Genomic DNA, 12320 nt, shown 5'->3' with positions numbered 1-12320 from the left:
GATAAATTACCTTTTGATATATTCTTTAATTTCATAGTATTTTTTCAGTTTGTTTGTTAAATCTTTTATTAACTCATTATTTTTAAGCATTGTAACGTTTTGCTGTGTTATTTGCTTATAGTTATTATCCATATTATCTACAAGCAACCTTTGTTCCAAAATATCGTATATAACGGCCTTATCCTCTAATATAACATAATCTTTTTTATTGTTAGTTTCAAAAAGTTGAGAGACAAAAGCTCTAGTCTCACTTTCATTTAGTCCTGAGATAGAGCTATTTATATCTCTACTAATAAAGCCTATATCAGTTCCTTTGAAATTTTGTAAAGACTCTTTTGCCATAGTTGTTAAGTTTTCTTTTTTCTTTTTATCTTTGTAAATTTCAAGTACCATTGCTCTTGCTTGTTCAAAACTCATGGGTTGTGGAGGAGTTATGCTTTTTACCCTAACTATTAAATATCCATCTTTATATGTAAATGGTTTTATGACCTCACCAACTTTTGCACCTTTTATTTCATCAAGTGAGAATGTCGCATTATCTTCATTTACACTAACAAATTCATTTGTTGCAAGCTCGGCTTTTTTGATAGAGGTATATTTTTTTAAAGCATCAGTCTTACTTTTCTCGATATTGTAGTCTTTAATAACTTCAGTCTTTACTTCGTCAAATGATTTGATTTTATCATCAGAGCCTTTATATCTCTCCTTATTTTCGTTATAGTAGTCGCTCAAAGTAGTTTGATTTACATCATTTTTATTTGACTCTATAAAGTATGTTTCTAGACCGTATATGGTCTTTGTCATATAGTTGTTTTTATTTGTTTCCCAAAGATCCTTTAGCTCTTTTTCATCTATTTTTATATCACTTTTATTAGCATTTATTATCTGTATTGCTAATTTGTCTTGCATAAAAAAGCTTGCTTCCATCATTGCAATGTCTTCTTTATTGGCTGGTAAATTTAAAATAGTTCTAAGCTTATCAAGCAGTATTGTTAGTTTTAAATTTTCTTCAAAATCAGTTGGATTTATTCTAGCTCTTCTTAAAATATCGTAGTATAAATTTTTATCAAAAGCACCATCTTTTTGAAATGTTGGATCAGCGATTATATATTTTAAAATATCATCTTTACTAACACTAAGACCTATATCGTCTGCAAAATTTAATAGTAAATTCTCTTGAATTGTAGCCTGAAGCGCAGCATTTTGTAAGCCTAACTCATTAGCCTTTTCTTGTGTTAATTTGCCATCGAAAAGATTGTTATAGTATTGATATAAGCTATCGTATTTTTGTTGTAGTTCTTGAATGCTTATATTTCTGTGTCCTACTTTTGCTACTGAGGTGGCTCGATTGCTGTTTAAATCATAAGCTCCCCAGCCTACAAAGCCTGCTCCAACAAAGGCTATTGTACTTACCCAAATGGTAACAACTAGGTATTTTTTATGTTTTTGCATCCAAGACAACATTAAATTTTCCTTTAAAAGACTAACGAAATTTGTATGATATATTATATAAAATTGCCTTAAATAAGCTTAAAATAGGGGCTTTAAAAATACCTTTGTGAAGAATTTTGCTAACAATTTTTTAGTATTGTTAGCAAAAATTTTAAATACTATAATCGCTATAACCACTAGTTAAATGAAGCAATTTGCAGCTATTTTCTAGTAAAGCTATCTCTTTTGCAAGAAGCTGAGGGCTTCTACTGTATGCGTAAATACCATATCCTTTAACGATAATAATGTTTGTGTTTTTTTCTAGCATATATCTATAAATTTCAGTTTCTGCACGTTCATACCAGTCATCATATTGTTTTGGATCATAGACTGAAATTTTATCAAATCTCATATACCCAAAATAATCTTTCGGTACTATTTTTTCATGTTTCATTGCGTAGGCAGTTGCGTATGGTGGCATCGCGTAGCAAACAAATCTTGCCTCATTTATATTTTTATAAATATTTAAGTGTATATCAGCATCAAGACTAGCTTCATTCCAACGATAGTCTTTTTTTGATGAAAGAAGTGTCAAATCATCATCTTTTAAATTATCAAAAATGGCATTTTGTTTATTGATTATAAATTGATTTTTTTCGACTCTTGCCGAAATCGAGCCGTGAAAGACGCCAAAAAAATTCTTTCTAAACATAGAAAGTGATATCGTTTTTATCTCATTTATTGAGTGTTCTAGCTCCATTTTTTCTCCTACGTTTAAGCGATTATATTTAAGCTATCTTAAAATTTATGTAAAATTTTGTGTAATGATAGCTTTTTAAGTAAAATTTCGATAAATTTTCCACACTATTTACTATAAAGAGGCAGCGTTGCAAAGTCCACATATCAGTGTTTTACTTGATGAAGTTCTATCTTTTTTTAAAAATTTAAATGGAAATTTTATAGATTGCACGCTTGGATATGCCGGACATTCTAGTGCCATTTTATCTCAAAACGAAAATTTAAATTTAATTGCCTGTGATAGAGATAACGAAGCTATAAATTTTTCACTAAAAAAACTTGAGCCATTTGGTAGTAGGGTTAAAATTTATAAAAGTAACTTCTCTGAATTGACTAGCAAGCTAAGTCAAGAAGAAATTTTAAATGTTAGGGGAATTTTGGCTGACATTGGTGTTAGCTCGCTTCAGATAGATAAAGATGATAGGGGCTTTAGTCTTGGCTCAAGCACGCTTGATATGCGCATGGACAAAGAGCGAAATTTTAGCGCATATGACGTTGTAAATGGATACTCTTTTGACGAGTTGGTTAGAATTTTTAGAGATTATGGCGAGCTAAAAAATGCTGCCGGGATTGCAAACAAGATTATAAATGCTAGAAATTTTGGCAAGATAACGAGTGCAAAAGAGCTTGCAAATTTAATAGGTACAGCCCAGATAAAAGGGCGCGGAGTTAGTCCTGCGATACTCGCCTTTCAAGCGATTAGGATAGAGGTAAATGGTGAGCTAGATGAGCTAACAAATTTACTTGATAGTATAGAAAAATGTGGGTTTAAAGATTGTCTTGTGGCGATTATTACATTTCACTCGCTTGAAGATAGGATCGTAAAAGAGCGCTTTAAAAGATGGGCGAATAGCTGTATCTGCCTACCTGGTGTTTATAGATGTGAATGCGGAAACAATCACGAACTAGGAGAAATTTTAACCAAAAAGCCACTAACAGCGAGCCAAAGCGAACTATCGCAAAACTCACGAAGCAAGAGCGCAAAACTTCGAGTTTTTAAGATAAAAGGATAAAGATGCAAGAAAAAGAAGAGCTGTTGACGCTTCACGACGAGGAGCAAAAACGTGAGGTAAATTTAAGCTTTAAGACATTAGTGATGGTCTATTTAGCTGTTTTTATAGCTCTAGCTATATTTTTGCCAAAAATTTACATAGCAAATCAAATTTATTATATAAGTAGAGATATCGCCGACATTAGTGGCAAACGAGATATGCTTCTTGAAGAAAACAGAGCTCTTAGCATAAAGCTTGAAAATTTGCGTTATAAAAATCAAATTTTAAACAATATACAAGAGCGTCAATGGAAATAATCAAGAAATTTAAAAGTTTTATCCACCACTACGACCCTGCAAATTTCCAGCTCATTTACTCGCTAAAAGCTGCCACAACCATAGCTTTTAACTGCTTTTTGTGCTTTCACTTCTTTCATTTAAGTGGTGCCATCATGGCTGTAAATATCACGATGGGCATCTTCTTTCTTGGCGAGCTTGAGTGCAAAGATAGGAGCAAATTTGCATTTTTACTACTCTATATCGTACTTTCTTGCGCTTTTATGCCCTTTGTTGCTCCATTTATCAGCCTTGGCGTTTGGCTCTCGCTTATCGTATTTGTCTGGATATTTATGGTAGGCATTAGTCAAATTTATAGCTCAAATTTAAATAAAATTTTACTCGCTGTAAATGCAACGGGGCTAGTTGCCTTTGTCACAAAGTCGGCCGCTGGGCTAAATGTGGTTGAAAGCATCGGCGGTCTGGTGCTTGCAGGCGTGCTAAGTATCATCATAAAATTTGAAAACTTTGGCAAATACGGTAAATTTACTAAAAAGAGTATCAGCTTTTTACTAGACAACGCCATCTTATCGAGCAAAGCACTTGGCACGAGCCATTTTTATGCAAGTATCGCAGATTTGATGAGTTTGATCGACAAATCAAAAGAAATTTTCGCAAATAAAAGTCTAAAGATAAAAGATATTAAGCTAGTTAGAAATCAAGCTAAGGCTCTATTTTATTTTTATAAAGTTGAAGAGATCGCCGTTTTGCTTCGAACGTTAGGCGCTTCGTTTGAAAGGATCGATGATAAAGCACTTTTAAATGAGGTAAAAAATGAGATCGCTTACAATCTTTTTGAACTTAAAAATATCTTTAAAAATCAAACTCCAAAGCTAAAATTTGAAGCGCTAAATTTAGCTAAAAACTCAAATTTTAAAATTTTTGCAAGCTCGCTTGGTGTGCTTTATGATAAATTTTTGCTTATAAAAGAAGGCGGCGAGGATAAGCTCTCTTTTAATAACACAAAAAAGATCACGCTAAAAGAGGCATTTAAAAAGATAAATTTAAAAAATGAAATATTAAAAGAGTCTTTAAGACTTGCCATTTGTATGTCGCTAGCCATTTTTATAGCGCAGGCTATGCATATAAATCATGGAATTTGGATCGCCATAGCTGTGATGAGCTTAAACAAAAGCGACGAAGATGCTTTAAAAAATGCTGGCAGAGATAGCCTTCTTGGCGGAGTTATCGGCTTTTTTATCGCACTTGTTTTTGTGAAATTTATGGGTGAATCATACGCATTTTACGTGGTTGTCTTTATCGGTATGTTTTTGGTTTATTACCTTAAAGCCTATAAGCAAATTGTCTTTGCAACGGCTTTTATGTTTGAATTTACAGCCATTTTTTCGCTTATAAAAAGAGACTTTTTGGCTCTTATGGTTGATAGATTACTTGATGTGGCGGCTGGTTTTGTGATAGTTTTTGTCACATATTTGCTAACTAGGAAAAATGACTATACAACTATAAAAGATAGCTTAAGCAGTGCCTTGATGTGTTTTAGAAATTTAGTGCAAATTTCTCTAAATGAATCAAACAAAGATGCTTTTAGCACGGATGAAAAAGGGGTTTTGGGATCGTTAAATGAGCTAAACTACGCTATCAAAGTTAGTAAAAATTTAGACAATGATAGTATGAAAAATGCAAAATTTATAGCTAGCAAGCTTGATGATATAAATAGCGATCTGGTTAAACTTAGAAATTATTTAAACTTAGACGAGTTAAAAGAGAAAAACACCTTGCAAAATGATGTAAAAATCATCTCAGATAGATTTTTAATGCTAGATAAAAAGATCAAGAAGCTTCCATATTACTTTATAAGTGATATAGAAGCGAAACTACTTTGCAAAGACGAAAACGCTAAAAAGTTAATTTTACGAGTTACTTTAGGGCAAAATGAAATTTACTCAGCGCTCTCTTTTTGAGAAATTAGCTTTTCATATATATATTGTTCTAAATCTTTTTTTGAAACATCATTTTTAAGAGCGGTGTTATAAATTTCTTCAACCTTGCTTGAGTATTTTTCGTAGGCAAAATATGGAAAATGCACGCTCCAAGCCTTTTTTATAAGCTCTTCACTCATCTCTCTTCTTGCCCAAACTTTAAACATATCAAAGCCAATGAAAACGGCCGAAGTGACGACAGCAGTCGCTATTATCGATATATGCGCGTCAGTTTTTGCTAAAAAATGATGCGTGATGATTAACAATGGAAATAAAATGACAAAACAGATAAGTGCGTAAATCTGATAGAGCTTGATGTGGTTAAATCTAAAATTTAACTTTGCTCCGTCTATTAGCATACCTTCGTTAAAAAGGGCATTTGCTTCAAGTAGATCCCTGAATAAAACTGGCTGTTTTGAAACAAAAAAAACGTTTTTTATGATTCTATCTTTTAAAGTTTCTTGCATTTTTTATAGACTTTTTACCTTTGAAATTTTTGTCTCATTATATCTAAGAATCTATAAATTCAAACAAAATTAGATACAATTTGCCCAAAATTTAAGGAGCTAAAAATGGCAGATCAAGCTTTACAAACCGTCTTTTTAAATGGAGAATTTTTGCAAAAAGACGAGGCAAAAGTTAGTGCTTTTGACAGAGGATTTATATTTGGCGATGGAATTTATGAGGTTGTGCCTGTGATAAATTCAAAAATGGTTGATAAAGATGGATTTTGGGCGAGATTTGAAAGAAGCTTAAATGAAATAGATATAAGTTTGCCCTACGAAAAGGAAAAATTTGAAGCGATTTTAAACGATATAATCGCTAAAAACGCCTTGAAAGAGGGCGGAATTTACATGCAAGTAACAAGAGGTGTGGCGTTTAGAAATTTCTATTTTATGGAAAATTTAACACCAAGCGTCTTTATCTTTTGCTACGAGAGTAAAATTTTAAACAATCCTGTTGCAAAAACTGGCATAAAAGTCGTAAGTGTCGAGGATATCAGGTGGAAAAGGCGTGATATCAAGTCTATCTCACTTCTGGCTCAGTGCTACGCTAAAAATGAAGCTCACAAAAAAGGTGCAGATGAGGGCTTTATGGTGGAAAATGGCTTTGTCACAGAGGGCTGTAGCTCAAGTGCTTTTATTATCAAGAATAAAACTCTAATCACAAAACCACTTTCAAATGAAATTTTGCCAGGAATTCGCCGAATGAGACTTTTAAAGATTGCTAAAGATATCGGCCTTAAGATAGAGGAGCGAAAATTTAGCATGGATGAAGTTTATAGTGCTGATGAAGTCTTTATCTCGGCTGCGACGCTCATACTCTTACCAGTCGTTTATGCTGATGGCAAGGCGATAAATGGCGCAAAAGTAGGAGAAATTTCAAGCAAACTTCGTGAAATTTATGCTAGTGAACTTTTAAAAGAAGCCGGGCTTTGAAAGAGAAAATTTTAATAAGTGCTTGCCTAGTCGGCATAAATTGTAAATTTAACGGCGAAAATAATCTCTTAAATAAAGATGTTTTAGATGAAATTTCAAAGAGATTTCATCTGCTTTTTGTTTGTCCTGAAGTTTATGGTGGACTTAGCACGCCAAGAGAGCCAGCTGAGATAAAAAATGGTGCAGTTATTTGTAAATTTTCAGGTAAAGATGTGAGTGAAAATTTTAAAAAAGGAGCAGAAATTTGCCTAAAGATAGCCAAACTAAATGGCTGCAAAAAGGCTATTTTAAAATCAAAAAGTCCAAGTTGTGGAAGTGGGCAAATTTATGACGGAAGCTTTAGTAAGAGGCTTATTTTAGGCGATGGCATCACAGTAAAACTGCTAAAAGAAAATGAAATTTTAGTTTACAGCGAAGATGAGATAGCAGGGCTTGATGTTTGATAGGCTAAAAGACAATATTATGCTTGAGGTAATTTTCAAGTACATCATCTTGTTGTTGCTTTTTATCTGTGTGATCGGTCTTTTTATGAGCGGCATTCTTTTCTTGAATGGGGAGATGAGTGAAAATTCGCTGAATTTACACATTTTCTTTGGCTTTAGTTTGGTTGTCTTGACGATTGTTCATAGTTATGTTAAGAAGAAAAAGTTAAAGAAGCTAAGCCTTGAGTTTAAAAATATCTTAAATCACAAGCCAGTGCAGATGGATTGTAACACTACTAGATTTTTAAACGCTCTAAATGATGTAAAAGTGGGCAATCTTTCAAAGAAATTTGGCTCTGATATTGTAGAAATTTTAAGGTCAAATGACATAAAAGTAAAAAGCGATAATGAGACTATGAAGCAAATTTGTAAAAACAACGATGAAAAGATGTTTTATATTTTTGTTTTAATTGTAGAAGCTATTTTTAAGGATAAGGAAAAAATTTGAAAAAAGGTATATTTTTAGCGTTTAGTGTTGCTTTGTTTTTGGGATGTTCGCAGACCCAGCCAAAGCCAAGTGTGCAAAATTCTTTACCAGATGAAAATGTATATAAGCCAAATGAACGCATTAGTTTGCTTGATTTTGAAATGAAGCAAGATGCCTCGTCACTACCGCAAAATATGCAAAGTGCAAGCTTTGACCAAGAAGAAATTTTAAAAAGAAGGTTTAAGGTTTTTGCATTAAGGGGCGTAAAATTTAATCCAAACGATGTTTTTTGGGCATTTAATATATATAAACCAAGCGAAAAGAGAAAGTATTTTGGCTCAAATTTTAGACAGATACCTCAAAGCTGGTTTGACGCACAAAAGGACAATGCAAATTTTTCAGCTTTTTCAAGCATCTCTGCTTATGCCCTAACTTCGGCAAATACAGCTTTAAGAAATTTTCCAACCGATGAGCCGATATTTTTAAATCCGCAAACTCCAGGTGAGGGCTATCCGTTTGATTATCTGCAAGAATCAACCCTAAGCATCGCTCATCCACTTTTTGTCTCACATCTTTCTAAAGACAGGGCTTGGGCGTTTGTTAGCGATGATGCGGTTTGGGGCTGGGTAAAGGTCGATGATATAAAATTTATAAGCGATGATGAGGTAAATGCCTACCAAAAGTCAAGTTTTGTGACTATAAAAACGGATAAAATGCCAGTTTATGATAAAACCGGAAATTTCTTGTTTTATTCAAGAGTTGGAGCGATACTGCCTGTTTTGGCGCAGGATAGTAAAAATTACTACGGAAAAATTTATGTAAGAAATCTCTTAAGAGAATTTGTGTTGCCAAAGTCTTTTGGTGCTCTTTTCCCTCTTAAATTTAATGACTCAAATCTAAAAACACTTATTAGCTCCCTTCTTACTCAGCCTTATGGTTGGGGTGGGGTAGATAAGCTAAGAGATTGTTCGCTTTTTACCAAAGATTTGTTGGCTAGTTTTGGCGTGTGGCTACCTAGAAACTCAAAAGCTCAAGCAAATATGGGGCAAAAATTTGATCTAAAAGGACTTAGTAACGCCGCTAAGACAAAAGAAATAAAAGAAAAAGGTGTGCCATATCTTACACTCGTGCATCTGCCAGGGCATATCATGCTTTATGCTGGGTACAAGGGCGATGATATCTACGTGGTGCATGATGCTTGGGGACTAAAAACCGAAAATAACGGCAGAGCGTTAATCGGTGCTACGGCAGTAACTACATTAAACATCGGACAAAACAGAAGCGATATACAAAACTCAAATTTGCTTATTTCAAAGGTCGATTCTATAAATGTGATAAAGCCTGAAAATGTAATAAGCGATAAAGCTAGAAAAATTTCAGCTTTACAAAGAGCTTATGATGTTAAGGTTGAGGATAATCTGGTCAAATTCGGTGATGGAACAATATTTGTCTATGATGACTTTAAACAAAAAGATGATGAGTGTAGTATCGGTGCTGATATAGAGGATATGAATGCGCTTGATTACGCTGCATTTTCGCCACTTAGCACTGCACTAAGCGATGCTGGCAGATGTAGAAATTATGAATTTTTAGGCAAAATTTATGGCTCAAGCGAGAGTGAAGTAAAAGCGAATTTGACCGACGTTGTCTGGCTAAAAGATAGCCTTGCGCTAAAACTACCATTTAACTCTAAAAATGGAGCCGCAGCTGCTTTGCAAGACGTAAGCAATGAGCTAAACGATATGGTAAAAAGTGATGCGAGCTTGCTTGAATATTTAAAAAATCCAGGTGGAACATTTAAGTGGCGAGTGATCACTGGGACAAACCGCTTGAGTCCGCACAGCTACGGCATTGCGATCGATATAAATGTGAAAAAGAGCCACTATTGGCAGTGGAGCAATGGCTACCAAAACCTCATTCCTGAAAAGATAGTGCGTGTTTTTGAAAAACATAAATTTATCTGGGGTGGACGCTGGAAGCACTTTGATACGATGCACTTTGAGTATCGCCCAGAGATGTTTGAGTAGATGCTAGAACAAATTTTAGAAATTTTATCTCACTCAAATGTCTTTTTAACTGGTGGTGGAGGCGTTGGCAAGAGCTATCTAACTGCCTCTGTCGTCAGACACTACAAAGAAAATTTTAAAAACGTCATAATCCTTGGCTCAACTGGCATAAGTGCTGTTAGTCTTGGAGGAGTTAGTTTACATAGCTTTTTTAAATTTGGCTACTGCAAGAACTATGAGGAGCTAAGGCGCTTTGACTATCATCAAAAAGACAAACTAAGCAAGCTAAGAAATATGCTTGATGCATGTGATCTGCTTGTAATTGATGAAATTTCAATGGTGAGCTCAGATTTAATGGAGATGATAAGATACCGTCTACTTACTTCCAAATTTAAAGGCAGGGTGCTTATAGTGGGTGATTTTTATCAGCTTCCGCCAGTGCAAAAGGAGCAAAACGAAAATAGGCTTTTTAATTTTTTATACGCTTTTAACTCCAGTGCGTGGGAGGATATGAAATTTACAAATGTTGAGCTACTAGTCTCAAAACGCACAAATGATCTTAAATTTTATGAAATTCTCTCTAGACTGCGAGTAGGCGAGCTAGATGATGAGATAATGAGCTATATAGAGAGTTTAAGAGTGGCCAAGATAGAGCCAGATGATGATACGAGTGTGCTTTTTGGTAGAAATGCCGAGGCTGAAATGCTAAATCAAAAAAGGCTTTCAGAACTTGGCACGCCACTTGAAATTTCAAACTCAGATGTGAGCATTTTGGATGAAAATTTAGATAAAAAAGAGTTTGAAAAGTGGGCAAATACACTAAATATCTCAAGGGATTTGGAGATGAAGATAGGCGCTAAGATTATCTTTACGTCAAATAAATGGGGTGAGTACTATAACGGTGAGCAAGGCAAGATCATGCAAATTTTAAAAGAAAATGGCATCATCTCAAGCGTGATCGTGAAAAAAGATAGCGGCGAAATTTGTGAGATAGAAAAAGCCGCTTATATATTTAGTTCGTTAAATTTAAACGAAGATGAGATCGAAGAAAATGTACAGGCATCGCTCTATCAGTTTCCATTTAAGCTTGCTTACGCTCTAACCATCCACAAATCTCAAGGAATGAGCATAAACTCGCTCATTTGTAATATCAACCATATTTTTGCCAAAGGACAACTCTACGTCGCACTTTCTCGTGCAGTAAGTCCTAAAAATTTAAAACTTTTTTATGATAAAAAAAGTGATTTTAGGCAGCATTTAAGAAAAGTGGTTAAAATTGACGACGAAGTTAAGAAATTTTACCAAGAAAACGTATTTTTGCATATTAAGGAGAATTTATGAAAAAGCTATTTTTAAGCCTTACTTTTTGTGTTTTTGCATTTGCAGACGTGCTAAAAGTAAGAGATTTTCAAACAGATATTTATTCAAAAGCTGGACAAAATTTAACAAAAAAGATAAATATGAACCTTGAAGTTGTCGGACGTGATGTTGAAGAAAATGAAGCGTATGTGCTTGATGCTTTAAACATAATAGTTGGCAGCTTTTACGTGGAAGATATTTTAACCTCAATGGGAAAAGAGAAATTTAAAGAGCTTTTCATAAAATACGCAGCCAAAAAGCACTCTCTTGATATCGATGATGTGCTTATCTTAAATATAAAAGTGATAAATAATCTTGAGCTAAGCGAGATTATAAAAGCAATAAAAAGCCAAAATTTATGCTCCGATCCAAGTATCAATGAAGAGATTGTAACAAAACCAGAAAAGAAGAAAAAAGGCAATGAGATCATCATCTCGCCAGATCCAAATGATGTAGTTCAAAAGCCTATTGATCTAAATAATGTTCAAGAATTTGGAAAAGACTTTGGGGAGAAGTGAGTAAATTTGGCTAAAGCTAGCCAAATTTATTGATTTACAATGTCATAACCTTGAGGAATGACAGGAGTTAGCGTCTCTTGTGGGATTAGCGCATCTTTTACTGGATTGCTTAGAGTTATTTTTATCTTATTTGAAAGCTTGTCTTTATAGTCAATCGTCGTTGGAAGTGTATTTTTAATAGTTATAAAGTACTCAACTCCGTCGTATATTGCTTTGTAAAGTGTCGGTTGGATTTGCTCTGCATGAGCCAAGATTTGTGTCAAATTTGGCGTATCATCAAGCTTTGAAATAATAGCTTGCTCAAGCTCGTCTTCAATCACGATCACACGCTCTTTGTTAAAATAAATTCTTTTTGGCGTTGGACTTTCATATATCCAAAGTGCAGTATTGTCGTTTTTTGCGTAAAATCTACCCTTGTAATTTATGCTTTTGCCTTCGCTAAAAACAGTTTGCGTAAAGTCACTTTGCAGGCTTTTGAAATTTAAGCCAGCACCAAATGAGCAAACTGCGACGAGAGATGTAACTAGAAATTTTCTCATTTTTTATCCTTTTTTGGCGTATTCTAGCCCAGTTTAATTAAATAAATAGTTAAA

At 34.0% G+C, this 12320-nt stretch carries 13 protein-coding genes; 9 read left to right on the top strand and 4 right to left on the bottom strand.

Annotated features, from left to right (window positions below; translation table 11 throughout):
• Nucleotides 1-6: 6 nt before the first annotated feature.
• Nucleotides 7-1464, bottom strand: coding sequence for a peptidylprolyl isomerase (locus CYP64_RS08265; protein ID WP_103649379.1), 1458 nt, complete (start codon nucleotides 1462-1464; stop codon nucleotides 7-9).
• 139 nt (nucleotides 1465-1603) lie between these two features.
• Nucleotides 1604-2191, bottom strand: coding sequence for a class II aldolase and adducin N-terminal domain-containing protein (locus CYP64_RS08260; RefSeq protein WP_084108231.1), 588 nt, complete (start codon nucleotides 2189-2191; stop codon nucleotides 1604-1606).
• A 127-nt stretch (nucleotides 2192-2318) separates the two neighbouring features.
• Between CYP64_RS08260 and rsmH the strand changes: the two genes are divergently transcribed.
• From rsmH to CYP64_RS08245, 3 genes are read left to right on the top strand one after another with little or no spacing between them, the layout of a single operon-like run.
• A complete protein-coding gene (gene rsmH / locus CYP64_RS08255; protein WP_103649378.1) occupies nucleotides 2319-3242 on the top strand; it encodes a 16S rRNA (cytosine(1402)-N(4))-methyltransferase RsmH in 924 nt (307 codons plus the stop codon).
• 2 nt (nucleotides 3243-3244) lie between these two features.
• A complete protein-coding gene (locus tag CYP64_RS08250) occupies nucleotides 3245-3538 on the top strand; it encodes a hypothetical protein (protein ID WP_103649377.1) in 294 nt (97 codons plus the stop codon).
• A complete protein-coding gene (locus tag CYP64_RS08245) occupies nucleotides 3529-5478 on the top strand; it encodes an FUSC family protein (protein ID WP_103649376.1) in 1950 nt (649 codons plus the stop codon). The genes CYP64_RS08250 and CYP64_RS08245 overlap by 10 nt, the downstream gene beginning before the upstream one ends.
• Here the strand turns inward: CYP64_RS08245 and CYP64_RS08240 are convergent.
• Nucleotides 5457-5963 carry a hypothetical protein gene (locus CYP64_RS08240; protein WP_054196475.1) on the bottom strand — a complete coding sequence of 169 codons (507 nt, stop codon included), beginning with the start codon at nucleotides 5961-5963 and terminating at the stop codon, nucleotides 5457-5459. The genes CYP64_RS08245 and CYP64_RS08240 overlap by 22 nt on opposite strands.
• A 105-nt stretch (nucleotides 5964-6068) precedes the next feature.
• Between CYP64_RS08240 and CYP64_RS08235 the strand changes: the two genes are divergently transcribed.
• The 6 genes from CYP64_RS08235 to CYP64_RS08210 are packed head-to-tail and all read left to right on the top strand — an operon-like array spanning nucleotide 6069 to nucleotide 11727.
• Nucleotides 6069-6935 (top strand): D-amino acid aminotransferase, encoded by an 867-nt coding sequence (locus CYP64_RS08235; RefSeq protein ID WP_103649375.1) that lies wholly within the window; start codon nucleotides 6069-6071, stop codon nucleotides 6933-6935.
• Nucleotides 6932-7378 carry a DUF523 domain-containing protein gene (locus CYP64_RS08230; RefSeq protein WP_103649374.1) on the top strand — a complete coding sequence of 149 codons (447 nt, stop codon included), beginning with the start codon at nucleotides 6932-6934 and terminating at the stop codon, nucleotides 7376-7378. The genes CYP64_RS08235 and CYP64_RS08230 overlap by 4 nt, the downstream gene beginning before the upstream one ends.
• Nucleotides 7371-7865: a chemotaxis protein gene (locus CYP64_RS08225; RefSeq protein WP_103649373.1), complete on the top strand. Its 495-nt coding sequence runs from the start codon at nucleotides 7371-7373 to the stop codon at nucleotides 7863-7865. Before CYP64_RS08230 ends, CYP64_RS08225 begins: the two co-directional genes overlap by 8 nt.
• Nucleotides 7862-9871 carry a bifunctional C40 family peptidase/M15 family metallopeptidase gene (locus CYP64_RS08220; RefSeq protein ID WP_103649372.1) on the top strand — a complete coding sequence of 670 codons (2010 nt, stop codon included), beginning with the start codon at nucleotides 7862-7864 and terminating at the stop codon, nucleotides 9869-9871. Before CYP64_RS08225 ends, CYP64_RS08220 begins: the two co-directional genes overlap by 4 nt.
• On the top strand, nucleotides 9872-11191 hold the full coding sequence (locus CYP64_RS08215; protein ID WP_103649371.1) for an ATP-dependent DNA helicase: 1320 nt from the start codon (nucleotides 9872-9874) through the stop codon (nucleotides 11189-11191).
• Nucleotides 11188-11727 carry a hypothetical protein gene (locus CYP64_RS08210; RefSeq protein WP_103649370.1) on the top strand — a complete coding sequence of 180 codons (540 nt, stop codon included), beginning with the start codon at nucleotides 11188-11190 and terminating at the stop codon, nucleotides 11725-11727. Before CYP64_RS08215 ends, CYP64_RS08210 begins: the two co-directional genes overlap by 4 nt.
• A gap of 26 nt (nucleotides 11728-11753) precedes the next feature.
• On the opposite strand, the gene lolA is transcribed toward CYP64_RS08210, so the two are convergent.
• Complete coding sequence (gene lolA, locus CYP64_RS08205) at nucleotides 11754-12266, bottom strand: LolA-like outer membrane lipoprotein chaperone (protein WP_103649369.1); 513 nt, start codon at nucleotides 12264-12266, stop codon at nucleotides 11754-11756.
• Nucleotides 12267-12320: the final 54 nt, after the last annotated feature.

This window comes from Campylobacter concisus (assembly GCF_002913945.1).
Taxonomy (GTDB): domain Bacteria; phylum Campylobacterota; class Campylobacteria; order Campylobacterales; family Campylobacteraceae; genus Campylobacter_A; species Campylobacter_A concisus_P.
Note: the sequence above shows the minus strand (reverse complement) of the source record. Positions and strands in the feature narration are given on the sequence as shown.

Coding starts and splice junctions, on each gene's coding strand:
- lolA (WP_103649369.1), bottom strand. CDS start 12,266: ATGAGAAAATTTCTAGTTACATCTCTCGTCGCAGTTTGCTCATTTGGT.
- CYP64_RS08250 (WP_103649377.1), top strand. CDS start 3,245: ATGCAAGAAAAAGAAGAGCTGTTGACGCTTCACGACGAGGAGCAAAAA.
- CYP64_RS08225 (WP_103649373.1), top strand. CDS start 7,371: ATGTTTGATAGGCTAAAAGACAATATTATGCTTGAGGTAATTTTCAAG.
- CYP64_RS08245 (WP_103649376.1), top strand. CDS start 3,529: ATGGAAATAATCAAGAAATTTAAAAGTTTTATCCACCACTACGACCCT.
- CYP64_RS08215 (WP_103649371.1), top strand. CDS start 9,872: ATGCTAGAACAAATTTTAGAAATTTTATCTCACTCAAATGTCTTTTTA.
- CYP64_RS08210 (WP_103649370.1), top strand. CDS start 11,188: ATGAAAAAGCTATTTTTAAGCCTTACTTTTTGTGTTTTTGCATTTGCA.
- CYP64_RS08265 (WP_103649379.1), bottom strand. CDS start 1,464: ATGTTGTCTTGGATGCAAAAACATAAAAAATACCTAGTTGTTACCATT.
- CYP64_RS08235 (WP_103649375.1), top strand. CDS start 6,069: ATGGCAGATCAAGCTTTACAAACCGTCTTTTTAAATGGAGAATTTTTG.
- CYP64_RS08240 (WP_054196475.1), bottom strand. CDS start 5,963: ATGCAAGAAACTTTAAAAGATAGAATCATAAAAAACGTTTTTTTTGTT.
- CYP64_RS08260 (WP_084108231.1), bottom strand. CDS start 2,191: ATGGAGCTAGAACACTCAATAAATGAGATAAAAACGATATCACTTTCT.